This window comes from Microvirga medicaginis (assembly GCF_052658925.1).
This window is the reverse complement of the sequence record NZ_JBQWEL010000001.1, coordinates 148,346-172,240: the sequence shown is the minus strand read 5'-3', so window position 1 is coordinate 172,240 and position 23,895 is coordinate 148,346. Positions and strand designations below refer to the sequence as shown.

Genomic DNA, 23,895 nt, shown 5'->3' with positions numbered 1-23,895 from the left:
AATCGGACTTTGCAATGACCAAGATTCATGAGCTGGACACTCCCGTCGTGCTAATCGACCTGGACCGCGTCGAAGCCAATCTCGGGCGCGCGCAGGACTATGCCGACACCCATGGAGTGAAGCTGCGCCCCCACATCAAGACCCACAAGCTGCCGCAATTCGCCAAGCGGCAGATGGAGCTCGGCGCCATCGGCATCACTTGCCAGAAAATCGGCGAGGCCGAAGTGATGGCGGATGCCGGGATCACGGACATCCTCCTTCCCTACAACATTCTCGGCGAGCCCAAGCTGAAGCGCCTTCTGGCGCTCGCCAAGCGTACATCCATCAAGGTCACGGCCGACAGCACCACCACTATCGACGGTTATTCCAGGACATTTGCAGGCTCCGGCCTCACCCTGCCCGTTCTCGTGGAATGCGACACGGGCGGCGGGCGCGTCGGCGTCCAGACACCCGAGGAGGCGCTTACTCTAGCCAAGCGCATCGCCGGTTCGGAGGGGCTGCGTTTTGCCGGTCTGATGACGTACCCCGCGAAAGGCATGGTCGCGCAGGCGAACGCCTGGTTGGAGCGCGCGACCGCCTTGCTAAGGGAAGCAGGCCTCCCGCCCGAGATCGTCTCCACTGGAGGAACGCCGGACATCTGGCACAGCGACGAAAATCGCGCGGCCACGGAATACCGCCCCGGCACGTATATCTATCTCGACCGCTTTCAGGTTCAGGAAGGCGTCGGCAGCTTTGACGATTGCGCCCTCACGGTACTCGCAACTGTCGTCTCGCGTCCCACCGACACCCGCGCGATCCTCGATACCGGCTCGAAGGCGCTCACCAGCGACACTTTGGGCCTTCAGGGCTTCGGCCGCATCGTCGAATATCCGGATGCTGCTATCGTCTCGTTAAGTGAGGAGCACGGTATCGTCGATCTCAGGCATTCTCAGGCAAAGCCGCAGGTGGGCGAGATGGTCCGCATCATTCCCAACCATGTCTGCCCCGTATCGAACCTCTTCGACGAAGTCGCATTCGTGCGCGGTGACGACGTGATCGACACGGTTCCGGTCGCGGCTCGCGGCAAGGTTACCTAAAACCGCTCCCCCTCTCCTGCCCCAATCCTGGAGGTTCCGTCGTGATATCTCACACGCAAAATCCCTTCTCCGAAACCGATCCGGATCGCTGCGAGATCTGGACCATGCTGGTCGAGCGCGACATCGACGCCTTTCTCGCAGCCGATTGGTCGATAGTGGATTCCGATTTCCGCAGGGAAGGGTTTTTGGGCCTGCACGCGCACAAATCGGAGCTGCCCGACAGCTGGCGTCTCGATTTTCCTGATCTGGAAACCTATCGCGACGAGTGGCTGCGCCAGGCAAAAGCCTCTCAGGCGGTCGAATATGCCGAACCTGTTCGCGACGCCCTATTTCGCGCCACGAACATGCGCGACATCGACCTGAAGGGGGACACGGCTGTCTGTCACAAGAAGTTCGATGGGACCATCGCGCTGAAGGACGGCGTCGAGGTGCTGAACTGGCAGACCCTGTATTTCTGCGCCCGCCTTGGCGGACGTTGGAAGATCACGGGTTTCGTCGGCTACATGCCATTCCCGATGGGCAGACCCCGCGGCTGAACCGCGCCGCCATTTTCTTGAACTTCCGGCTGAGAAGACGATGACGCAAAACTGGCTGATCCGAAATGCCCGGATCATTGACGGCACTGGAGCCCCCTGGTTCCGCGGCGATGTGCATGTGGTCGGCGGGCGAATTGCCGGCGTTGGCGCGAACCTGAAGGCAGGGCCCGGCGCAACCAGTGTCGATGCCCAGGACTGCTATCTCGCACCTGGCTTCATCGATGCCCATTGCCATGACGACCTGATTTGCCTTCGCGACCCGGATCGGCCAGAAAAAGCGCTGCAGGGCGTGACCACCGTCATTGTCGGCAATTGCAGCTTCTCGCTCTATCCGGCACGCGGACAATCCCGCGAGGATCTACGCAAACATTTTTCCGGCTTGCTCGGCCAGACGGCGCCCGAGGAGATCTTCGACGATTTCGCGGATTACCGCGAGCGCCTTCATCAGGGCGTTGCCATCAATGTCGTCTCGCTGGTGGGCCATGCGGCGCTGCGTCTCGCGGTGATGGGCTATGAGCGCCGCGCTGCGACACCGGAGGAGATCGCCGCCATGGAAGTTCTCCTCGACCGGCAGCTCGAACAGGGGGCAATCGGCCTGTCTCTCGGGCTGGTCTATCCCCCGAGTGCCTTCGCCGCTCTCGACGAGATGGTGGCACTGGCGAAGGTCGTGAAGGCCCATGGACGCCTGATGACCGCGCATGTGCGCAGCTATGAGGATCAGCTCATCCAAGCCATCGAGGAATTCATCGAGATCCTCCGGCAATCGGGCGCGGCGGGGCTGCTCTCGCACCTTCAATCGGCGGGGCGCCCGAACTGGGGCCGGATTCCCCGCGCCCTGGAGACCCTGGAAGCCGCGCGACGGGAGGGCATCGACATCAGCTTCGACATGTATCCCTATCCGGCAGGCAGCACCTATCTCCTGCAACTGCTGCCGCCCGCTGCTCTCGAAGGAGGGCTCGACCAACTGAAGCAGAGACTGCACGATCCCGAAATCGGCCCCGTGCTGCGCCGATGGGTGGAGAACGGCGGCCCGGCTTTCCACGGCCAGAGCAAGCTGTCCCTGATCGGCTGGGAGAATGTGCGCATTTCCGGCGTCAATAATCCGGCACTCAAGCCTCTGGAAGGCCTGAACATGCGGCAGGCTGCCGAGCACGAGAAAACCGAACCTTACGATCTGCTCATCCGCTTGGTCGAGGAGGACGAAGGCCAGACCGGCGTCATTCTCTTCCAGCTCGATGAGAACGACCTGCATGCTGCGTGCTGCCACCGGCTGCACATGGTGGGATCGGACGGCCTGCCACGCCCCGGCACGAAGCCTCATCCGCGCGCCTATGGCACATTTCCGCGCATCATCGGCCCCTTGCGCCGGGACAAAGACTGGTTCTCCATCGAGGATGCCGTTCGGCGCATGACATCGATTGCGGCACAGCGCTTCTCCCTGCAAGATCGCGGTTTGGTGCGGCCCGACATGATGGCCGATCTGGTGCTGTTCGAAGAAGGCGTGACAGACCGGGCCACCTTCGACGCATCGACCCTTCTGCCGTCCGGCATTACCCATGTCTGGGTCAACGGAGAGGCCATTGTACGCGACGGTGCGCCGACAGGAGCCCGACCGGGCCGGATGCTTCCAGACTCGGTGTAAGAACCGGAGACAGAGCCCATCTTGGGAATACGATCGCCGCTCTCCGACAGACCCAACTGAACAGCGTCCCGGATCTATTGGCTAAGGCAGCACCTAGCCACCCGGTCAGTACCCGAAAACGGCATTTGCCGGCAGGATAGGCCATGACGTGCAAAGGAGAGTATGTCATGTCCACTCCGTTATCCGACCTCTCCCTCGATGCCATTTCGAACCAGATTGCCGATCTTCTTGATCGTATCGCACCAAGGCTCGTAGCGATCCATGGTGCCAGACGCAGGTCCTCGACCGGCATCTTCTGGCGTCCCGGCCTTGTCGTTACCGCGGAAGAAGCGTTGGAGACGGACGAGGACATCCTGATCACTCGCCCGGACGGGAGTCGAGCACCCGCAGTTCTCGTCGGCCGCGATCCGAGCACGGACATCGCCCTCCTGCGCACCGAGGAACAACCCGTTGCCGACATCCCCTTTAGAGAGACATCCCGTCTCCGGACCGGACATCTTGTCCTTGCTGCCGGCCGTCAGGCCGACGGTCTGAGCGCCGCCCTCGGCATCGTGGCTCTTGCAGGTGGCCCATGGAGGAGCCTGCGCGGCGGCCATATCGATCGCAGACTCCATCTGGACCTCAGGCTCGATGCCCGATCCGAGGGCGGGGCCGCTCTCGATGTCAGTGGAGAGATCATCGGAATGACGGTGCTTGGGCCCCGAGGGCGCGTTCTGGTCATTCCATCGGAGACCATCGAACGGGTGGCCCAGCAATTGCTGGACCACGGAAGGATCGCCCGCGGCTATCTGGGGCTCGGCCTCCAGCCTGTATCGATCGATCAGACCATTGCCGATGCGGCGGGGCTCACCGAACCGAGAGGTCTGATCGTCATCAGCGTGGATTCCAGCGGCCCCGGCCAGAGAGCCGGGATCAAGCAAGGCGATGTCCTGATCCGGTGGAATGCCGATCCCTTGTATTCGGTCCGTCGCGTTTATGCGCTCCTTGGACCTGAGAGCGTTGGCCAATCGGTTGTGCTTGGAATGTTGCGATCCGGGAAACAGACATCACTTACCGTAGAGATTGCGGAACGCTCCAATCCTCACGAGTGAAGCATTGCAACGCGTGGCGCTTCATATCGAAGATCAAGACCTGCTCGAACGCATCGGCACGATGTTGGCCGGCGAGCCGAACAGGGTTTCTCTGGATTCTCGGGAACCCGACGTGGTGATCGCCGACCATCTGCCCATTCGCGAAGAGGCACCCACGATCATTCTCGAAGAATCCGTGAATGCGCTTGCGGTCCTCAATGCTGGAGCAAGCGGAGTGCTGCCTCGCCATGTGACTATCGCGGATCTGCTGCTGGCCATTGACGCGGCAGCCCGCGGCTTCGCGATCCTCCCGCGCCATGTCCCTAATCCGGAACTGCCGGACGGCACATTGAACCGCCTTTCGGACAATCCGAATGATGTGCAGCGCGGTTATGCACTCACCGTGCGGGAACTCGAAGTCCTGCGACTGCTCGCCGAGGGGGCCTCAAACAAAGTGATTGCCCGAAGACTCGGGATATCGTTCCACACCGCCAAGTTCCATGTTGCCTCGATCGCCGCGAAGCTCGACGCCACAGGCCGTACGGATGCGGTCGCACAGGCCGTGCGCCTCGGGCTCATTCTGTTGTGAATATCGGCGGAGGTTCCCCATTCTTGGATCGGGACTTGGCCATCACCACATAAGGAGAAACGATATACTTGTCGGAGCCCTCCATGCTCGATCGCACACCAAAATTTCTTCTCGATAAAGATAATCCATCCTCAGGGCAGCAGCCGCCCTCTCCTCACGATGAAGTTCTGCTCGATGCCTATTCGCAGGCGGTGACCAGCGTCGTCGACCGTGTCGGTGCTGCTGTGGTCCGGGTCGAGCCACAGATTTCGGGCCGCACAGCCGGCATGGGCTCGGGCGTATTCATCTCTCCGGATGGTCTCCTGCTCACCAACAGCCATGTCATGCAGGGATCCCGAGAGGCCACATTGATCGGCCACGATGGGCGTCCGGTTCAAGCTCGGGTGATCGGCGATGATCCTGATACGGATCTTGCCCTGTTACGGGCCGATGGCGACAGGCTGCCATTCGCAGCCCTTGGCGACTCCAAGCGTCTGAGACGGGGCCAAATCGCCATCGCAATCGGCAACCCGCTCGGGTTCGAATCCACGGTCACAGCCGGGGTGGTTTCTGCCCTCGGGCGAAGCCTGCGCGCGAAATCGGGGCGGCTTATTGACGACGTAATTCAGACCGATGCGGCCCTGAACCCCGGCAATTCCGGCGGACCACTCGTCGCAACATCCGGCGAAGTCATCGGCATCAATACGGCTGTGATCATGGGCGCTCAAGGCATCTGCTTTGCAGTGGCCAGCAATACGGCAAGCTTTGTCGTCACGGAGCTGATCCGTCATGGGCGTGTCCGGCGGGCCTCGATCGGTGTGGCGGGTCAGACGGTGCCACTTCCGCGGCGCGTCGCCTACGCAGCAGGATTGCCCTTCAACTCTGGGGTCGTCATTGCGGCTGTCGAGGCCGACAGCCCCGCAGCAGAAGCGCATCTCGAACCGGGCGACGTGATCCTCTCGCTCAATGGCGCACCCGTTGGGGGCATCGACGATCTCGTACGGCTTCTGAACGGCGACTGCATCGGGCGGACCATGGAAGCCGTGGTTCTCCGGCGTGGCGAAATGCACGCCGTGGCGGTTACTCCGGTAGAACGCAAGACAGCGTTTGCCCGACCGAGGTAGAGGGAGAGAGGTACGACCATCCCAGATCGCATTCCCGACATCGTCCACGACAGGGCTTGAGCCGCCAAAGGGTCTCTTCAAGTCCTGTCGTTGTCCATCGATCCAAGGTCAAGGGTAAAGAGTTCCTGGGGACGCACGACGCCTCTCAAGGCATACCGGCCAACCGACAAGAGAGCCGCCCTGTCACTCTCCGACGCAGTCGAAAAGAAAGCCGAGGAAGTCAGAACGTCTCTCTCGACCGAACGGCAAAGGGCGGCAATCCGGCTGACCTCATTCACCGCAGGACCCACGACGGTAAAATCCAGACGATCCTGACTGCCGATATTCCCATAGAAGACCTCGCCGATGTGGAGAGCGAGATAAGCATTGGTAACCGGTAGATTGTTGGATGCGCGCTCTTTGTTGAGCGTGCCGATACGGGCCCGCATTCTCCTTTCAGCGTCGAGAGCGCATCGGCAGGCTTGCGCCGGGTCCTCTGCGGTAAAGATTGCAAGGATTCCATCCCCGATAAGCTTCAGCACGTCGCCGCCGGCATCGTGGATCGATGAGACGATCGCCTCTGCATAGTCGTTCAGGAAAGGAATGATCTGCTCGGGCTCGGCGGCCTCAGTCACATGCGTGAAGCCACGCAGGTCACTGAACCACAGGATGGCCTGGATCCTGTCCGTAACGCCGCGCGCAATCCGGCCGCTCAAGACCCGGCGACCAGCATCCCGGCCGAGATAGGTCGTCACGAGAGTTTCGGTGATGCGCGCGAGCGACGCACATTTCACGGCAAGAGCCAGTGGCAGCGCCAGATCCCGCAGAAGTGAGACCTGATCTTCCGAAAAGCCGGCGGCTACATCCGTCGTCCAGGACGAGTAGACGCAATCCATTTCGCCAATGGAGCCCTCGGCCGCGAAACGATGTGCGAGAGCCAGATAATCCGTCTGCCCTTCCCCACGCAGTTCGTCCAGAACGACGAAATCGGCTGGATGCTCCGGGCCTATCCTGCGCCGGAGCATGTCGTCCCCTGTGTGAAAGAGGTGATAATAGGTGCTGCGGCGCCAGTTTTCGGCGGCCTCGCCTTCATGAGTGCGGCCATACTCGACAACAGGCTCGATATCCGCTTGGTTCTTGCGCCAGCGGAAGGCGCGCCCCTCGTAGACGGGATGCAGCGTGTCGATGATCATGTTCACCCGACTGACCGGCAGGCCTGCCTCAACCAAGCGGTTGCAGAAGCCATGAAGGATCTCCGGCTCCATCATGCCGTTCAGCCCGGCCTCCATGACCCATCTCGTCAGGCCTGCTATTCGCGCTGCATCCACGAAAAACCTCCGATATGACTTGATCGCCCCAGCATCGGCACAAGCGCACTCGTTCCATTCGCAATGTCTCCAAGGCTCGGACGTTTGGCTCTCCTATTCGGCTGCGGACGGCTGGACTTCCACCGTGCGGGATCGTTCTGGAATGGAGCGCCTGAACACGCGCAGCACCAAGAGCCGCAGGGTGACATAGAACACGGGAGTCAGGAATAGCCCGAACAGCGTCACGCCGATCATCCCGAAAAACACCGCTGTCCCCAGCGCCTGTCGCATCTCCGCTCCTGGCCCGGTTGCGATCACGAGCGGAAGCACGCCGAGAATGAAGGCAAAGGCCGTCATCAGGATGGGGCGCAGCCTCAACCGGCACGCCTCCACGACCGCTTCCACGGGTGTCTTCCCTTCAAGCTCCGCCTGTTTGGCGAACTCGACGATAAGGATGGCGTTCTTCGCAGCCAATCCGACGAGAACCACAAGGCCGATCTGAGTCAGGATGTTATTGTCCTGCCCTCGCAGCATCACGCCGAGAAGTGCGGAGAGAACACTCATCGGAACAATGAGGATGATGGCAAGCGGCAGGGACCAGCTTTCATATTGCGCCGCAAGAACAAGGAACACGAAAAGCACGGACAGGGCGAAGATGAACACCGCCATGTTGCCGGTCTGCCGTTCCTGGAAGGCGAGTTCCGTCCACTCGAACCCCATCCCCGGTGAGAGGCTCTGTCGAACCATATCCTCCATGATGTTCAGCGCATCTCCGGAGGAAACACCCGGGGCCGCATTGCCCTGCAGAGCGACCGAGGTGAACATGTTGTAACGCTGGATCAGGTCCGGCCCGGACACCTCGCGCATCTCGACGAGTGTGCCCAATGGAACAAGAGCCCCCGTAGAGGAGCGGACGCGCAAGCGGTTGATGTCTTCCTGATCGACCCGAAAACGTTGATCTGCCTGGGCCCTCACTTGGTAGACGCGGCCAAACGCGTTGAAGTCGTTCACATATGCCGTGCCGAGATTGATCCGAAGTGTTTCGAAGATGTTCGGAATCGGCACATTCAGAATGCTGGCCTTCTGGCGGTCTATTTCCAGATAGACCTGGGGAGAATTGGCGGAGAAGGTCGTGAATACGCCGGCGAGATTCGGATTTTGCCGGGCCTGTCCCATCAACTGGTAGGCGACAGCGAGAATTCCGCGCACATCGTCGCCAATCCGGTTCTGAAGCTGGATCTTGAAGCCCCCCGAGTTGCCGAGGCCTCGGACAGGCGGCGGCGGAATGGCAATGATGAAAGCCTCTTCGATCTGCTGCATACGGGCAAAGAGATCGCCAATGATCTTGGTTGCTGAATCTCCGGCCTCGATCCTTTCGTCGAAAGGTTTGAATCTGGCGAAGATGGCCGCCGCATTGGTCGCATTGGTGAAGGTTGCGCCGGAGAAGCCCGCAAAGGCGACGGCATCTTCAACGCCGGGCGTTTCCTGGATGATCTTTGAAGCCCGCTGCACGACCGCATCGGTACGGGACAAGGCAGACCCATCCGGCAGCTGAACCACCACGATGGCATAGCCCTGGTCGAGGGTTGGAATGAACCCACGCGGCACGTGGTTGGCAATCCACACCGTTCCAGCCATGAGGCCGACATAAATCGGCAACACGATCAGCTTGTGCCGCACGACCGATCCGACAGCCCGGGCATAGCCGCGGGAGGTCGCATCGAAGCCCCGGTTGAAGCCGCTCGCCAGGGCTCTTCCTCCTCGCAGAAGCGGATTGCGCGGAGTTTCATGAGTGTGAGGCTTCAGGAGCCACGCGGCAAGAGCCGGGGACAAGGTCAGGGAGTTGAATGCCGAGATCACCGTCGAGACGGCGATGGTCAGAGCGAACTGCCTATAGAATTGACCGGAAATACCGGGGATGAAGGCTGTCGGCACGAAGACTGCGACCAGGACTAGCGCAATGGCCACGAGAGCAGCCCCGACTTCATCCATCGTCACGTGAGCGGCATCCCGCGGTGACAGGCCGGTGGCGATATTGCGCTCGACGTTCTCGACCACCACGATCGCATCATCCACCACAATGCCTATCGCGAGCACCATGCCGAACAGGGTGAGCGTGTTCAGCGAGAAGCCTAAGGCTGCCATCATGGCGAAGGTGCCGATCAGCGAGACGGGAATCGCCACGATGGGAATGATGGCCGAGCGCCAGCTCTGCAGAAACACGATCACCACAAGCACGACAAGAGCGGTCGCCTCGAACAGCGTCTTGTAGACCTCATTCACGCTCTCAGCGATGAACTCGGTGGGGTTATAGACGATCTGATACGCAATGCCCGGCGGGAATTTGGCTTTAAGCTGCTCCATGGTCCGGATGATCTGATCCGACGCAGCCAACGCATTGGTGCCGGGCCGCTGAAAGATCCCGAGAGCAACGGCAGACTTTCCGTTGAGATAGGAATTCGTCACATAATCCTGGGCGCCAAGTTCGATCCGGGCCACATCCTGCAGACGGACCAGGCGCCCGTCCGGCGTGGCCTGCACGATGATCTGCCGAAACTGGCGCGGATCTTCAAAGCGCCCCTGTGTCGTGACGGTCAGCTGAAAGGCTGCATCGGTTGGTGTCGGCTCCTGCCCAAGGGCACCGCCTGAGACTTGGACGTTCTGCTCCTGGACCGCGCGAACCACGTCGCTGGATGTCAGGCCGTAAGCTGCAATCTTCTCGGGATCGAGCCAGATCCGCAGAGAGTACTGGCGTTCGCCGAAGATGATGATATCGCCCACCCCGTCGAGGCGCAGGAGAATGTCGCGCACGTAGTTGCGGGCATAATTCGAGATGTAGAGCTGCTCATACGAGTTGTCCGGTGAGAGCATGTGCACGACCATCATGAGATCCGGAGAACTCTTCAGCGTCGTAACTCCGAGACGCCGCACCTCTTCGGGCAGGCGTGGCGTCGCAATGGCGACCCGGTTCTGGACGAGCACCTGGGCCTCATCGAGATCGGTCCCCAGCTTGAACGTGATCGTCAAGGCCATGGAGCCGTCGCCTGTCGAATAGGAGGACATGTACAGCATGTCCTCCACGCCGTTGATCTGCTGTTCCAGCGGGGTTGCAACGGTGGAGGCTACGGTCTGGGCATCGGCCCCCGGATAGCTGGCCCTGACCACCACCGTCGGCGGCGTGATCTCGGGATACTGGGCGACCGGCAGCGTGGTGTAGGCGATTCCACCGACGATCAGGAAGATAACCGACAGGACGGTAGCGAAGATGGGCCGGTCGACGAAAAAATGTGCAAAGCGCATGGGGGCCTCCCCGTCGCGAGGTCAGGTGCCGTTTCGCTCTCGTGTCGGAGGAAGCGTCGTCATCTGCGGCGTGATCGGCGCTCCGGGCCGCACCCGGACAAGTCCGTTCACGACCAGCGTCTCATTGCCGGTCAGACCGTCCCGGATAACCCTGTAGCCATCGATCCTCGGACCGACGCGGACCGGCTTGAGGTTGACGACGTTGTTCTCGCCTACGACATAGACCACGCGCCGGTCTTGATCGCTGCCGATGGCCTCGTCGGGCAGGAGTATGCCCCTGTAGGGATCTGAGGCGCCGACCGTGACTCGACCGAACAGGCCAGGGGTCAGAAAAAGATCTTTGTTCTCGAAGAGTGCGCGGGCACGAATGGTACCGCTGGCGGCATCCAGCCGATTGTCGAAGAAGTCGAGCTGCCCCTTGCGTCGTTCAAGGCGTTCATCCGTCAAGGTGAGCAGAACCTCGTTGGTCTCTCCATTGGCGGTGGTCTTCGTTCCTCCATGGGTCTGGCGCGAAAAGGCCAGAAACGAACGTTCGTCGACATCGAAATAGAAGTGGATCGGGTCGAGCGAGAGGACATTCGTCAGGACTGTTTCGTTAGCATTGACGAGATTGCCCTCGGAGACGAGCTTGCGGGAGATCCTCCCCGACAAAGGAGATTTTATCTCCGTGAATTCCAGATCGAGCTGGGCCTGTCGCAAAGCTGCCTGCGCTCGATCGAGCTCGGCCTTTGCAGTCAGGAATGACTGCCGCCGCTGATCATAGAGCTGGTCGGTGATGTTGCCGGTGCGGCGCAGCTGCTCGGCCCGGTCGAGATCGCTCTGCGCGAATTCCATGCGGACCTGGGAGGATGTAACCGCAGCCCGAGCCTGCTCAAGAGCGTTCCGGTAAGGCCGCGGATCGATGGTGAAGAGGAGATCTCCCGCCTTGACAAAGGTCCCGTCCTGGAAATGCACCTTGTCGAGATAGCCCGAGACACGCGCTCGAATATCGACCTGATCGATGGCCTCGAAGCGTCCGATGAAATCAGTCTGCTCGACAATGTTCCTAACCACCGGCTTCGCGACGGTCACGGGCGGTGCTTGCGCCGGGCTCCCCTGGGCAAGCACCGGACTGCAGACGCCCAGCCATCCAGTGACGGTACCAAGAACAACGACAGACCGGAGACAACGCATGCGAACCTCCTGATCGGCATCGATGCGGCATTATACATCCGCATTCTTCTGCGGCTCATCGCAACGGCGAGAAGACAAGCTTCGCTCAGCTTGCACTGGCATACTATGCATTTTCGTGACGGCGGAAAGGCAATGCAACAATCATGCGCATCTCTGGCGCGATCAAACGGTTATCTTGCGCCAGGAAGCTGAGCAGGAGAACCCCGAAACCATCTTATTGATAGGGGCCTGCCTGATGCCAGTCACCTGCCCAATTGGCTAGGTTTTCAGCAGGATCTCGGTCAACCGCCAGCCATAGGGCTTTTGCCCCAGCAATCCGCCTTGCTGGCAAGTGTCGATGCGAGTCGATACTCGACCGGCGCAACCGGATCTAACGGGTTTATGCCGAGTTGTCCTTCGGTCAATTTAACCGGAAGGTGTCACATCATGGCCGACCCGGCTCCGCTCCCGCCTCCGCCGGTCGCGACGTCCGTTAGCTCTCCGCTTCTGACTGCGGGCGGCATCGTCCTGGCAATCGGAGGCCTCTATTTCGGTCGGGACATATTCATTCCCTTTGCTCTTGCCATTCTTCTGAGCTTCGCGCTTACCCCCCTGGTGAACTGGCTTCGACGCCTCAGGCTGCCCCGGATCGCCGCGGTACTCGTTGCTGTAACTCTCGCTTTCATCCTCATAGGCGGCATCACCTTTGTCGTCGGGCGCCAACTCGTCCAACTCGCGAACAACCTTCCGGCTTATCAGACCACCATCACGCAGAAGATCCGCTCCTTGCAGCAATCTGCGCCTGGAGGCAGCGTCGTCGAGAAGGTCACAACCACTATCGAGGATCTCGGCAAGGAACTCTCAGGCGATGAGAAGAAGCCCGAGACACCGCAGCCTCGCCTCGGAGCAGAATCTTCGCGCGAGCCTGTCACCGTGCGACTCGAAGCTCCGAAGGCCCAACCGCTCGAGATGATCCGGACCGTCGTCGGTCCCCTGCTCGCGCCGCTCGCCACGGCCGGCCTCGTCGTCATTTTCGTGATCTTCGTGCTGCTCGAGCGAGAGGACCTCCGCGACCGCTTCATCAAGCTTGCCGGAGCAGGCGATCTCCAGAAGAGCACGCAGGCCATCAACGACGCCGCCGCCCGGGTCAGCCGCTATCTGCTGATGCAGCTCGTCGTCAACCTGACCTATGGCATCCCGATCGGCATCGCGCTCTACTTCATCGGCGTGCCCAACGCCGTACTCTGGGGATTGCTGGCGGCGGTCCTCCGCTTCATTCCTTATCTCGGCCCTTTCCTGGCCGCCCTCTTTCCCATCGCCCTGGCGATCGCGGTCGATCCCGGCTGGACCATGCTGCTCTGGGTCGTGGGACTGTTCCTCGTGGCGGAGCTGATCAGCAACAACGTCATCGAGCCGTGGCTTTACGGCTCCAGCACGGGTCTGTCGTCGCTCGCCATCATCATGGCGGCAATCTTCTGGACGACATTATGGGGCCCGGTTGGCCTGTTTCTGGCGACGCCCCTGACGGTGTGCCTCGTCGTCATCGGCCGCTATGTGCCACAGCTCGAGTTTCTTGGTGTCCTCCTCGGCAGCGATCCGGTGCTCGCGCCAGAGGAGCGTCTCTATCAGCGCCTGCTGGCGGGCAACCTGGAGGAGGCCGTGGAAATCGCCGAGGACTACGTCGACGAATGTTCGTCGCGCGAGTTCTATGACAAGGTGGCCATCCCTGCCCTCCGTCTGGCCGAGAACGACCGCCAGCGCAGCACCACCGACACTAACTACCGGCGGCTCGTCGCCGACACCGCGATCTGCGTCGTGCGCGAGGTCGAGGATCACGTCCGGGAAAAGGCTGCTACCGGTGACGAAGCAAACGAAGACACGGGTGAAGGTCGGCTGCCGCCTGCCAAAGCGGAGCGGCCGTCCTCCGTCCTCTGTCTAGCCGGGCGCACCGAACTCGACCGCGCAGCCGCCGAGATGATGGCGCAGGTGCTTGATGAGCGTGGCATTGGCGCTCGGGTCCTGCCACCGATCGCCGTCAGCCAGGGGGCCCTGGGACAGCTCGACCTGCAAGGTGTGGACGTGGTGTGCCTGTCCTACCTTCACCCACAGCCACAAGTATACGCCCGCTATATCTGCCGTCGCCTCCGACGCCGGGCACCTCATGTGAAGCTCGTCGTGTGCTGCTGGAACCTGGCGCCTGGAGCCGGACAGACGGAGGACCTCAAGAAGCAGATGGCATCCGATGCTGTCTTCGCCTCGCTGGAGACCTGTGTCGACCAAGTGGATGCATGGGTCTGCCGCCCGACGTCGCCCAGCGGCACGCCCCCGGTGCTTCCCGACACCGAGCAGGCGCAGATTGCGGCGCTGCACGACCTCGGCCTAGCCTCCGCCAGGGGCCGGCAATTCGATGAAGTTTCCAGGAAAGTCGCGCAGGCATTTGACGCACCGATTGCTCTGGTATCCCTCATTGACGAGGTGCATCAGCCCCGCTCGAGCACACCGGATTCATCCCAGGATACTCAGGCGGTCCAGCAGACTTCTCATGAGGAGGCGCTCGACGCATACGTGGTTGCCGCGAACGAGGTCCTGGTCTCCGAAGATGTAACCAAGGATGCTCGCTTCGCTGATGATCCGCTCGTGCTTGAGAAGGGAATTCGCTTTTATGCCGGCGCCCCGCTGCGGACTTCTGCCGGGGTCGTCATCGGTTCTCTATGCGTGATCGACACCCAGCCGCGGGAGTTCCCGGAGCAGAACCGTCGACGCCTTCAGGAGATGGCCGATGACCTGATGGCGCAGATTGAGCGCCGGACCACCGAAGATCAATCCCACACTGCGGACGTCGTCCAGAAGGGTAATTCATCGACAGAGCCAAAAGTCGACGAGTTTCAGTGAAGCACCTCGGAGAGCATCTCACGCAAAGTCCCCTTTTGCATAATCCCTGTTTAGCGAAGAGATAAGCGTCTTCTGGGCGGCGACCCGGAATCTGCCTCCGTCATGGTGCGTGCTGTCCTTTGTGTTGGAGAGGTGCAACTGAGGAAACAGCTCCAGCCACGGGAATGGGCGTTGCTTTCGGCGCAGAGCACAAGTTGGCCATCTGCACGAGACCATACCCGAACGTGGTGTCCTTTCCAGGCATACCGAGATCCCGAGTGGTGTCTTGCAAGTATTTCTCTAGCTTCTCAACGTCTGTCTCTGGGTTATTGGCTAGCATCATCGCCATGGCGGCTGACACGAAGGGTACGGCATAGGACGTTCCGCTCCTTACCGCGCTTCCTCCCTTGGATTGAGCCATCCGGATCTCGACACCCGGGGCTGCGAAGGCAACATAGGGGCCACGAGTTGCACGCCGATAGATGTTGAGCTGACGATCCACTGCTGTCACGCCAATAACGCCCGGATAGGCCGCCGGATAGGACGGCTCGGCTCCGGCTCCGTTGTTTCCGACTGCCGCCACAAGAACGATTCCTTGTGCACGAGCGGCTTCTATCGCAGCCTCGAGAACCTTGTTCGGAGGTCCTGAAAGGCTGAGGTTGACCACCTTCACGCCACGATCAGCAAGAGCCTCCAAGGCGCTGACGAGGGACACGACGTCGGATCTGTCGGCCGTACCGTCTCCCTTGGAAAAGGCATCGACGGCGATGAGGCTCGCCTGCGGAATCAGCCCGGGCGTAATGCTCCCCGGCCGGCCAACGAGAAGCGCGGCAATAGCGGTGCCATGATCAAGAGAGGAGCTGTTCCCAGGCTCTTCGGAGATATTCAACAATTCGATCGGCTGGCCTTTGAGGGCCTCATGTTCAAGATCAATGCCGGTATCGACAAGACCGATGAGCGGCAGCGCCTCACAGGTGTCAACCGCGACCGGCTCCCAGCCCACGAGCGTGGAGGCTTCACAACCGGGGGCGGCGCATCCCGCCTCTCCTCCCGCCGTATTCTCTCCTCCATCTGTATAATAGTAGGAGTCCGCATCGGCAGATGCCTTGGAGTTGATCCTCTGTACGGCGCGCTCAGCCTCGACAATGGACATGCCTGCAGGAACGCTCAGCCGAACGACACGCGGAGCGATGAGGCCACGCGTTCGGGACGCGACTTGCAGTCCTGATCCCGCCAGCTTAGCCAATTCCTGCTCAGATAGGCCGGAGACGACAATCGAGTTCGGGGCCTGCCGGGGCTTTGACGGCGAACCAATCAACTCCAAGCGATCATTCGCACTTGCGGAGGCGGCACGTTCGGCTGCAGATGGCTGAGCGGATCGAACTGCAGAGCCCTTGGCCGGCTCCGACGTACCTCGAGCGACCGGGTCAGAGGCTATCTTTCCATTATCGCGAGTTACACGGCCTTTCGCGGTTTGTCCGCGCTCGGTCTCGTTGGACCCCTTGTTCTTCTTGCGAGCTGCGACGCGCCTGCCTGGTGTCAAAGGCTTGGCACTTGGCGCTGCAAGATAAGTCTTTCTCATCTTGACGCCATTCCAAGGTTTCAGCTCTTTAGCAAATTTGGCCGCTTTCCTGGCCGGTGGGTTTGATGCATTGGAAAAGTGCCCCGGCGCCTCCCCTATCGGACCGCTGCCGCCCCCCTGATTTCCGCTCTTGCTGCCCTGCCCGGCGCTGTTGCCGCCCGATGCGGTTTCTCTCCCGTTACCCGCGCTGCCCTTATCGCCAGTTCCGCCGCCTCCTGGACTGCCTTTACCGGAGTTCCCTTTCCCAGAATTGCCGCTAGTCCCGTTTCCGCCTCCAGCATTCCCCTTTCCGGAGTTGCCGTTTCCATGTCCACCACCTGACTTAGCGAAGGCTAGCGATGGGGTAAGTTGGAGGTCGGCAGGTGAACCGTGGTCGACGCGGAGTTGAACGGGTGCTGCAACAGCTACGCTTCCGGCCACCATCACGAGATATCGCCACCAACGTGCCATTATTGGTTCCTCACGACTCTCTTCCGGTGCGCGGGGGCCTGAAGAACCCGTATGAACCGGACAGCATGCGGTACTCTGTTACGCAATACCCGGCAGATATCCAAAGCGTCCCGCTCCGAAATCGGAGCGGAGCATCCCTGGCGAAGTTAAGCCGGCACAGAGCTAACGATAAAGTCCGGCTTTTTATCCGGTGGAGTTCCCGGTCAAATAGACCCGTCCATAATCCATACAGATTGTGGAGGGAATAAAGCGGGCCGAAATCCGTTTTCAGAAGCAAGGGCAAAGCGGAGCAGAGATGCCGGCAGCCATTGGACAGGAACTCGTGGCGCTTCTACCGCGGCTGAGGCGCTTTGCCTTGGTGCTCTGCCGTTCGCCTTCCCTAGCAGATGATCTTGTGCAAAGCGCTTGCGAGCGTGCGCTGGCCAATGCGGACAGTTGGACACCGGGGACGCGGTTTGATGCATGGGTATTCCGCATCCTGCGCAACAATTGGATTGATCACCTGAGACGATCAAGGACCGAGGGCATGAAAGAGGATGTCGCAACGCAGACTGAAATCGTCGGAGATGCCGGTGAAGAGCCGATTTTGAACAAGCTGCTATTGGCCGAAGTCCAGCGGATCATTGATGCGATGCCACCGGAGCAGCGGGAGGTGCTGCTACTGGTTTGCGTCGAGGATCTCGCCTACCGGGAAGCGGCCGAGGTTTTGGGAGTTCCGATCGGAACAGTGATGAGCCGACTTGCACGAGCCCGCAAGAGGCTCGTCGAAATGACGGCTGCCGCCTGATGGAAGCGATTGTAGAGAGATGCTGATGGCGCAACTTCACTTTAGCGATGAGATCCTCATGGCCTTCGCGGATGGGGAACTCGATGAGCAGGTCGCGGCCATGGTCGAACAAGCCATGGCCAGCGACTTGGCCGTCGCGAAGCGGGTTGCCGAATTCCTGCGCAGTCGACATCTCATCCGGTCGGCATTTCCCAGCGAGACCGCATCGGACGTTCCTCCTGAACTGCAGGCCGCAGTGCAGGCCCAGATCGATCGCTTTGAGAGACACGCCACTCAGCAGACTTCGCCCGGGGAGAGAGAGGCCCCGCAGAGCGCTCCTTCCGCAGGGAGGCAGCACCTTGGGATGGCTCTGGCTGCCAGCCTTGCGGCGTTCGCAATCGCGACAGGCGGCTATCTGGCTGGGCGACAAGGACTTCTGCCTTCATCCTCCGACCCCATTGCGAACCTCGCGGCTCCTGATGTCAGCCGCACCCTCAGCGAAAGCCCCTCAGGACAGGACAAGGATTTGCCCTTCGGCCGAATGCGGGTGATCTCGACATTTCGCATGGCAAATGGATCCGTATGCCGGGAGTTCAAACTCCAAATGCCCCATGGCACTTCTCATGCGGTTGCCTGTCGCGGTCGCGAATGGGTGATCACCTTCGCAATCGCATCGGCCGCAACGAACGAGCTCTATGTTCCAAGTGGCGGAGCGGATCTTATGGCAAGCTACCTTCAGAACGCCGGTGCTGGCGAACCGCTTCTTGGTTCAGCTGAAATGAAGGCATTGAGCGAGGCCCGTCGCCAGAGGTGAGGCGCGGCAAGCCGTCCGCAAATACGAAAATTACCAGAGCTTTTTGGAATAAGTCGGACCGCCATACGTTCTGCATTCAGGCAGGCGAAGGAGGTCCACGATGCGGATAGTACTCATCCTGATCTTTGGCGTGTTCTCGCTGGGTGCTATGGCGACCTTCGAAGGAGCCAGAAAGCCTCCAGACAACTCCGGTTCCAAGTTGGCCTATGCAGAGGCTGGAACCCTCACCGGGGCCGTCTCTTTTGTTCGAAAAGCCAAGGCACACCTTTCGGCCGATGGGAGAACACAGACATGGTCGGAACCTTCAGCAAGCAGCCAGGACACAGCACGTCTTCAGATTGGCGACGTGATTCCTGAGGAAGCCGTGCTCTACGTGGTTCCGAGGCACGAATCCTACCGATACACAATTGTTGAAGGACGCCGGGTGATCGTCGACGCGGCTTCGCGCCAGATTGTTTACGTCATCCAGTGATGACGGCACCGGAGGACGCATAAGACATCTCCATCCTGAGAACGGAACGATACTCATGTTATTTGATCGCGCTTATCAGGAACAAAAACTTGTCATGAATGCTGCAGGCCCTTGCGTGACAAGAGTGCATGTTTATGCCACTCCCCTCTTTCGTACGGGAGTAGAGCAGATCCTGGATGGCACCCGCTTCGTTGTGGCAGATTCTGTATTTCAGAGCGACTCACAGAGCTCGGCCGCTGATGATACCGCAGCAGAGCTTTTCATCGTGGATGAGAATTACCGTCCCCGTGGAATCCTCGATCTGATCGCAGAATTAAAAGCCCAGAATGCGGCGGCACGAGTGATCGTTCTCGCCGATCAATTTGATATCAACGCTGTCGTCTCCGCGCGGCATGCCGGAGCAGACGGGTTCTGTCTCATAACCAGCAGTCGCGATGTCCTAGTCCGTTCGATTGAACTGGTTATGCTAGGAGAGATTGTGGTTCCGTCAGAACTGGTTCTCGCAATCATCGAAGGCAGCGTACCCAGCACAGACTGTTCGCTCGGACTCAACCCTGAGAAACTTATTGGCATCGCTCCGCGGATTCCCTTGTCCAGCCGAGAAACAGAAGTATTGAGCTTGCTGAAAGAAGGTGCGCCCAACAAGGTCATCGCTCGCAAGCTCGATGTGGCCGAAACGACCGTGAAGGTGCATGTTAAGGCAATTCTCAGGAAGATTGGGGTCCACAATAGGTCCCAAGCGGCTATTTGGGCAGCCTATCACCTGCCGCTCGATGTGAATGAATGAGCAGTGATGATAATCAGGCGATCAGCTGCTTCACACCACTCAGTCGTATCGCGTGCATAAAACGATATAGACAACACGACGGACTTAAAGGGCCATGCTGACTTACAACCTGTTCAAACATAAGGATGAATTGGACCTGTATTGTGCCGTTCCAGAGGACAGGCCGGTACCGACATTCCTGACAGCGGACGGGTGGGAATATGCGAGCTCGCTGGACATTAAGACATTGTCCGATTTCGACCCCACCGCAAGCAGATCCACGACGGACAACAACTTCTTCGTATTCCAGCGAAGGCCACAAACCGTCGATTAGCGATGATGGTCGATCTCTCTTTCGACCAGCATGCCGGCTCCCTGCACGGGGGCGGTCGCACGACCGCCCCCTCTGTTTCCGGAATATCGTTTAGCGGATAACCTGCACGATTTTGTGAGTGCTCGGCTCAACCAGAACCGGAGTGTTGTTCACCACCGTGTACTTATAGCCCTTCACCTTGTACTCGGCCGGCACCTCATAATAGGTCACACCGGATTCCGGCAGGACCGCGCCCACACGAACCTCTTCCTTGTAGGTGTAGGACGGAACTTTCCGGGTTGTCACATACTGGCGGAATTCAGGCTTCTGCTGGTCTGCAATGCCACCAGCGATCGCGCCGGTAACACCACCCACGGCAGCGCCCACAGGGCCGCCGACGATCGCACCGGCAGCCGCTCCGGTCGCACCGCCAACAGCAGCGCCGCCGGACTGAGCGAAAGCAGCCGCAGGGGCCAGCGACGCGAGGACGGCACCGGCGAGAAGGATCTTCTTCGACATGGGTAACTCCTGAATTGTAGAGTCGGGCTCTTCGCCCACTGCTCATTCAACCCAGCTCTCGCCAAGTAGTTTCAAGCCGAATATACAATTCACATTCTTGTTTAAGCGGAAGCGTCAAATATGAATATTTGATTAACAAGTTGTTTATTGAATATTAATGACATATACGGATCCAGGTGATGATACTTGCGATTCTGCTACTCCATGGCGCTGCCTCTCCAGCCGACCTTACTCTGGAAGCGCACCACGAGTCTGTCACATCATCCTCCTGGAGCATCTCCGATAGCGATTGGCGAAGTGCCCGTAGAAAATACTGCCGCACGAGGGATCGAATAGGGAGGATCTTATGGCCTCCCTCCCGGAGCGGACATATTCGATGACCTCGATCACGCGGCTACCTTCAGGCTCGACCAACGCGATCCCACGCCGACCATCACATACCGATAGACGCGAAGCTCGAGAATCTCGGTGAGGAGCAATCGGAATAAGTTGCAAAAGTCATAGGCGACATTCCTGGTAAGCGTTGCTAGCGCAACCATTATCGCACTATTGGGTGAAAGCTGGGGCATGCCAGGAGACACCTAAACAATGTTGCGAGGGAGAGAGCTTCCACCGTTGGATGCACTCGTCATCTTCGAGGCGGCTGCCCGTTTGGGGAACTTTTCCCGGGCAGGTCTTGAACTTGGACTGACGCAGAGTGCCATAAGCCGGCAGATCAACAAGCTCGAGGCCTTTCTCGGCTCCAAGCTATTCACGCGCACAACTTCCGGCGTGCTCCTGACACCCACGGGGCAAACCTATTTTGCAGAGGTCGGACGGATCCTCAACGACATCCTGGGAGTGACGGATGGTGTCCGGGCCTGGACTGGGCCACGCCAAGTCACGATCGCCTGCTCCCGGGCGATTGCGGATCTTTGGATCATGCCGCGACTGGGCCGCATGGCGGCCGCTATTCCAGGTCTTGAGTTGCGCCTGCGCGTCACTGACGATGTTCTGCACCTTCGGCTGGATGAGTTCGATCTAGCTGTATTCTATCGGCGGGAGAGACCGGTTGGCGTTGCCGCTACGATCCTGGGGCGCGAGGAGATCATACCCGTTGCCAGTCCTGGGACGCCAAGGCTCGGAGACACCTCGGATCCGATTCTTCTGTCCATTGAAGACCCTCTCCGAGAGTGGCTCGATTGGCCCGACTGGATAACGGCCGCTCAAACCAACCTTCCGGCCGCCACACGGTTCTGGAAATTGGGAGGCTATCAACTGGCTGTTGAGGCGGCTGTCGGAGGACTCGGGATTACGCTGGGATGGACCTGGCTGATCCGTGAGTATTTGGACAGCGGAAAGCTCATTCCCGCCCACGACTACACCCTCGCCTCGGAAGGGCGCTTCTATCTTCTCAGACCCGCAGATCGGCACCAGCGCCGTATTGCCCGCGAAGTCGCCGATTGGCTGATCGCCAGCAATGAAGGAGACGTGTCTTGAGAGGACTCAATTCGGCTGCGTCCGCCGGCTCCGTGAGCGTGCATACCCGATGATCGTGAAGATGAGCCAAAGCACCTGCGTGATGAAGGACGACAAATTGAAGTTGAACAGCAGTGAGTAAATGATCGCCAGTCCTCCGACTCCATTCAACGCGGCATAGCGGACATCTTCAATTTTCAGCACACCCAACTGCAGAAGCCCATAGGCTAGTAGATAGGCCACAACCCCTATCAATCCGACGAAATCTGCAGTGCTCATGGATGCTCTCCACTCGGTGTGAAGCAGAGTGTCTATGAGCAGTTAAGCCCATTGCAGGAACGAAAATGCCGCATAGGGATATGCGACAAATTCATGACAATGGTCGGAAACCCTTGCCTTAACCTCCGTCTCGGAGGCCCCGCAGTCATCAACCGGACTGTGAGAAGGTCAAAAAGAATATCTCAAAATCGACTAAGCACAGGGAACGAGAGAGAAATGACTGACGATAAAAAGGAATTCGGAGCGCGGATGCTGCTCGGCGGAATGAGCCGGCGCGAGTTCCTCGGCCGCGCCATGGCTGCCGGGATGACCTTGGCTACAGCCAACTCGCTGCTCGCCTCCTCCGCCAATGCCCAGCAACAGCCCAAGAAAGGCGGCCACCTGAAACTCGGTCTCAAGGGTGGCGCTTCGACCGACTCCCTCGATCCGGCGGCCTACAGCACGTCCGTTATGTTCATCACGGGCCGCTGCTGGGGCGACACGCTGGTGGAGACACATCCGACCACCGGCGCACCGATGCCCGGTCTGGCCGAGTCGTGGGAGGCCTCGCCGGACGCGACGGTGTGGACCTTCAAACTTCGTAAGGACGTGAAGTTTCACGACGGCCGAACAATGAAGGTCGAAGACGCCATCGCAACACTGAAACGTCACTCGAATGAAACGTCGAAATCCGGAGCTCTCGGCCTCCTGCGCTCGATCAAGAGCATCGAGAGCAAGGGCGGCGATCTCGTCATCACCCTGAGCGAAGGCAACGCAGACCTGCCGCTGACCCTCAGTGACTATCATCTCCTCGTTCAGCCGAATGGCGGTCTCGACAATCCTTCCGCCCCGATCGGCACTGGCCCCTACAAGCTGACGAACTTCCAACCGGGCGTCCGCATCACCTTCGAGAAGAACCGGGACGACTGGCGCTCCGACCGTGGTCACGCAGATACCGTTGAAATCATCGTCATGAACGATGCGACGGCGCGCGTCGCAGCCCTATCCTCAGGTCAGGTTCACTATATCAACTCCGTTGATGCCAAGACCGTCGGATTGCTGAAGCGCGCCCGGAATGTGGAAATCCTCAACTCTCCCGGCAAAGGCTTCTACAGCTTCCTGATGCATTGCGATACAGCGCCCTTCGACAACAACGACCTGAGACTGGCGCTGAAATACGCAATCGACCGCGAAGCCATGCTGAAGCAAGTCATCGGTGGATACGGCAGGATCGGCAACGACTATCCGGTCAATGCGAGCTACGCGCTGGCTCCGGAAGGCATCGAGCAGCGTATGTATGATCCCGACAAGGCTGCCTTCCATTACAAGAAGTCAGGCCATACCGGTCCACTGGTGCTACGCACGGCCGACACGGCGTTTTCTGGCGCGGTTGACGCCGCCGTCCTCTTCCAGCAGAGCGCGAAGAAAGCCGGCATCCAGATCGACGTGAAGCGGGAACCTGATAACGGCTACTGGTCGAATGTCTGGAATGTGCAGCCCTTCTGTGCCTCCTATTGGGGCGGCCGGGCGACACAGGATCTGCGCTATGCGACATCGTATGTCTCGAACGCCGAATGGAACGACACGAGGTTCAAGCGGCCGGATTTCGACAAGCTGGTGCTTCAAGCCCGCTCCGAGCTGGACGAAGCCAAGCGCAAGGAACTCTACAGGCAGATTGCCGTCGTCGTGCGCGATGAGGGAGGCCTGATCCTGCCGGTCTTCAATGACTATCTGGGTGCCTCAACCAACTCGCTAAAGGGTTTCGTGCATGACATCGGCAACGACAGCTCCAATGGCTATGTCGCCAGCCGTGTCTGGATAGACGCCTGATCTTTCGCAACGCTCTGCTTAATCTATCAGGGCCACGACACT

General features: G+C 59.8%; 19 protein-coding genes. 13 read left to right on the top strand and 6 right to left on the bottom strand.

From position 1 onward, the window contains the following. The first annotated feature begins 14 nt into the window (after window positions 1–14). The 6 genes from ACUXUR_RS00815 to ACUXUR_RS00790 all read left to right on the top strand — a co-directional run bounded on the left by ACUXUR_RS00815 (window position 15) and on the right by ACUXUR_RS00790 (window position 6,016). Entirely contained in the window at window positions 15–1,076 is a 1,062-nt protein-coding gene (locus tag ACUXUR_RS00815; protein ID WP_445500399.1) for a D-TA family PLP-dependent enzyme, read from the top strand. Between the two features lie 104 nt (window positions 1,077–1,180). Continuing rightward, a complete protein-coding gene (locus ACUXUR_RS00810) occupies window positions 1,181–1,612 on the top strand; it encodes a hypothetical protein (RefSeq protein WP_445500859.1) in 432 nt (143 codons plus the stop codon). A gap of 40 nt (window positions 1,613–1,652) precedes the next feature. After that, window positions 1,653–3,254 carry an N-acyl-D-amino-acid deacylase family protein gene (locus tag ACUXUR_RS00805; protein WP_445500397.1) on the top strand — a complete coding sequence of 534 codons (1,602 nt, stop codon included), beginning with the start codon at window positions 1,653–1,655 and terminating at the stop codon, window positions 3,252–3,254. A gap of 167 nt (window positions 3,255–3,421) precedes the next feature. Further along, window positions 3,422–4,345 (top strand): S1C family serine protease, encoded by a 924-nt coding sequence (locus tag ACUXUR_RS00800; protein WP_445500395.1) that lies wholly within the window; start codon window positions 3,422–3,424, stop codon window positions 4,343–4,345. 214 nt (window positions 4,346–4,559) lie between these two features. After that, complete coding sequence (locus tag ACUXUR_RS00795) at window positions 4,560–4,913, top strand: helix-turn-helix domain-containing protein (RefSeq protein WP_445500858.1); 354 nt, start codon at window positions 4,560–4,562, stop codon at window positions 4,911–4,913. An 83-nt stretch (window positions 4,914–4,996) separates the two neighbouring features. After that, a complete protein-coding gene (locus ACUXUR_RS00790; protein WP_445500394.1) occupies window positions 4,997–6,016 on the top strand; it encodes a S1C family serine protease in 1,020 nt (339 codons plus the stop codon). 77 nt (window positions 6,017–6,093) lie between these two features. Here the strand turns inward: ACUXUR_RS00790 and ACUXUR_RS00785 are convergent, their stop codons facing one another. From ACUXUR_RS00785 to ACUXUR_RS00775, 3 genes are all read right to left on the bottom strand, one after another. Beyond that, complete coding sequence (locus ACUXUR_RS00785) at window positions 6,094–7,323, bottom strand: adenylate/guanylate cyclase domain-containing protein (protein ID WP_445500393.1); 1,230 nt, start codon at window positions 7,321–7,323, stop codon at window positions 6,094–6,096. 93 nt (window positions 7,324–7,416) lie between these two features. Continuing rightward, entirely contained in the window at window positions 7,417–10,602 is a 3,186-nt protein-coding gene (locus tag ACUXUR_RS00780) for an efflux RND transporter permease subunit (protein ID WP_445500392.1), read from the bottom strand. Between the two features lie 21 nt (window positions 10,603–10,623). Next, window positions 10,624–11,775 (bottom strand): efflux RND transporter periplasmic adaptor subunit, encoded by a 1,152-nt coding sequence (locus ACUXUR_RS00775; RefSeq protein WP_445500391.1) that lies wholly within the window; start codon window positions 11,773–11,775, stop codon window positions 10,624–10,626. A gap of 426 nt (window positions 11,776–12,201) precedes the next feature. Between ACUXUR_RS00775 and ACUXUR_RS00770 the strand changes: the two genes are divergently transcribed. Continuing rightward, a complete protein-coding gene (locus tag ACUXUR_RS00770; RefSeq protein WP_445500389.1) occupies window positions 12,202–14,646 on the top strand; it encodes an AI-2E family transporter in 2,445 nt (814 codons plus the stop codon). A 100-nt stretch (window positions 14,647–14,746) separates the two neighbouring features. On the opposite strand, the gene ACUXUR_RS00765 is transcribed toward ACUXUR_RS00770, so the two are convergent. Continuing rightward, a complete protein-coding gene (locus ACUXUR_RS00765) occupies window positions 14,747–15,871 on the bottom strand; it encodes a S8 family serine peptidase (protein ID WP_445500388.1) in 1,125 nt (374 codons plus the stop codon). 1,081 nt (window positions 15,872–16,952) lie between these two features. Here ACUXUR_RS00765 and ACUXUR_RS00760 point away from each other — a divergent pair. The 4 genes from ACUXUR_RS00760 (at window position 16,953) to ACUXUR_RS00745 (ending at window position 19,496) form a co-directional block, all read left to right on the top strand. Continuing rightward, entirely contained in the window at window positions 16,953–17,444 is a 492-nt protein-coding gene (locus tag ACUXUR_RS00760; RefSeq protein ID WP_445500387.1) for an RNA polymerase sigma factor, read from the top strand. A 25-nt stretch (window positions 17,445–17,469) separates the two neighbouring features. After that, window positions 17,470–18,237 carry an anti-sigma factor family protein gene (locus tag ACUXUR_RS00755; protein WP_445500386.1) on the top strand — a complete coding sequence of 256 codons (768 nt, stop codon included), beginning with the start codon at window positions 17,470–17,472 and terminating at the stop codon, window positions 18,235–18,237. 100 nt (window positions 18,238–18,337) lie between these two features. Beyond that, window positions 18,338–18,709 (top strand): DUF1236 domain-containing protein, encoded by a 372-nt coding sequence (locus ACUXUR_RS00750; RefSeq protein WP_445500385.1) that lies wholly within the window; start codon window positions 18,338–18,340, stop codon window positions 18,707–18,709. Window positions 18,710–18,764: 55 nt separating this feature from the next. After that, window positions 18,765–19,496: a LuxR C-terminal-related transcriptional regulator gene (locus ACUXUR_RS00745; RefSeq protein WP_445500383.1), complete on the top strand. Its 732-nt coding sequence runs from the start codon at window positions 18,765–18,767 to the stop codon at window positions 19,494–19,496. A 403-nt stretch (window positions 19,497–19,899) separates the two neighbouring features. Here the strand turns inward: ACUXUR_RS00745 and ACUXUR_RS00740 are convergent, their stop codons facing one another. Next, a complete protein-coding gene (locus ACUXUR_RS00740) occupies window positions 19,900–20,307 on the bottom strand; it encodes a DUF1236 domain-containing protein (RefSeq protein ID WP_445500382.1) in 408 nt (135 codons plus the stop codon). 615 nt (window positions 20,308–20,922) lie between these two features. Here ACUXUR_RS00740 and ACUXUR_RS00735 point away from each other — a divergent pair. After that, window positions 20,923–21,786, top strand: a complete 864-nt coding sequence (locus tag ACUXUR_RS00735; RefSeq protein WP_445500381.1) for a LysR substrate-binding domain-containing protein — start codon at window positions 20,923–20,925, stop codon at window positions 21,784–21,786. A 6-nt stretch (window positions 21,787–21,792) separates the two neighbouring features. Here the strand turns inward: ACUXUR_RS00735 and ACUXUR_RS00730 are convergent, their stop codons facing one another. Further along, window positions 21,793–22,044 (bottom strand): CBU_0592 family membrane protein, encoded by a 252-nt coding sequence (locus ACUXUR_RS00730; protein WP_445500379.1) that lies wholly within the window; start codon window positions 22,042–22,044, stop codon window positions 21,793–21,795. Between the two features lie 216 nt (window positions 22,045–22,260). Between ACUXUR_RS00730 and ACUXUR_RS00725 the strand changes: the two genes are divergently transcribed. After that, complete coding sequence (locus ACUXUR_RS00725) at window positions 22,261–23,853, top strand: ABC transporter substrate-binding protein (protein ID WP_445500377.1); 1,593 nt, start codon at window positions 22,261–22,263, stop codon at window positions 23,851–23,853. Window positions 23,854–23,895 lie beyond the last annotated feature (42 nt).

What these genes read in the sequence shown, in the direction of transcription:
- ACUXUR_RS00740 (WP_445500382.1), bottom strand. Translation starts at nt 20,307, where the DNA reads ATGTCGAAGAAGATCCTTCTCGCCGGTGCCGTCCTCGCGTCGCTGGCC.
- ACUXUR_RS00755 (WP_445500386.1), top strand. Translation starts at nt 17,470, where the DNA reads ATGGCGCAACTTCACTTTAGCGATGAGATCCTCATGGCCTTCGCGGAT.
- ACUXUR_RS00725 (WP_445500377.1), top strand. Translation starts at nt 22,261, where the DNA reads ATGACTGACGATAAAAAGGAATTCGGAGCGCGGATGCTGCTCGGCGGA.
- ACUXUR_RS00775 (WP_445500391.1), bottom strand. Translation starts at nt 11,775, where the DNA reads ATGCGTTGTCTCCGGTCTGTCGTTGTTCTTGGTACCGTCACTGGATGG.
- ACUXUR_RS00745 (WP_445500383.1), top strand. Translation starts at nt 18,765, where the DNA reads ATGTTATTTGATCGCGCTTATCAGGAACAAAAACTTGTCATGAATGCT.
- ACUXUR_RS00805 (WP_445500397.1), top strand. Translation starts at nt 1,653, where the DNA reads ATGACGCAAAACTGGCTGATCCGAAATGCCCGGATCATTGACGGCACT.
- ACUXUR_RS00800 (WP_445500395.1), top strand. Translation starts at nt 3,422, where the DNA reads ATGTCCACTCCGTTATCCGACCTCTCCCTCGATGCCATTTCGAACCAG.
- ACUXUR_RS00790 (WP_445500394.1), top strand. Translation starts at nt 4,997, where the DNA reads ATGCTCGATCGCACACCAAAATTTCTTCTCGATAAAGATAATCCATCC.
- ACUXUR_RS00750 (WP_445500385.1), top strand. Translation starts at nt 18,338, where the DNA reads ATGCGGATAGTACTCATCCTGATCTTTGGCGTGTTCTCGCTGGGTGCT.
- ACUXUR_RS00760 (WP_445500387.1), top strand. Translation starts at nt 16,953, where the DNA reads ATGCCGGCAGCCATTGGACAGGAACTCGTGGCGCTTCTACCGCGGCTG.
- ACUXUR_RS00810 (WP_445500859.1), top strand. Translation starts at nt 1,181, where the DNA reads ATGCTGGTCGAGCGCGACATCGACGCCTTTCTCGCAGCCGATTGGTCG.
- ACUXUR_RS00730 (WP_445500379.1), bottom strand. Translation starts at nt 22,044, where the DNA reads ATGAGCACTGCAGATTTCGTCGGATTGATAGGGGTTGTGGCCTATCTA.
- ACUXUR_RS00770 (WP_445500389.1), top strand. Translation starts at nt 12,202, where the DNA reads ATGGCCGACCCGGCTCCGCTCCCGCCTCCGCCGGTCGCGACGTCCGTT.
- ACUXUR_RS00780 (WP_445500392.1), bottom strand. Translation starts at nt 10,602, where the DNA reads ATGCGCTTTGCACATTTTTTCGTCGACCGGCCCATCTTCGCTACCGTC.
- ACUXUR_RS00815 (WP_445500399.1), top strand. Translation starts at nt 15, where the DNA reads ATGACCAAGATTCATGAGCTGGACACTCCCGTCGTGCTAATCGACCTG.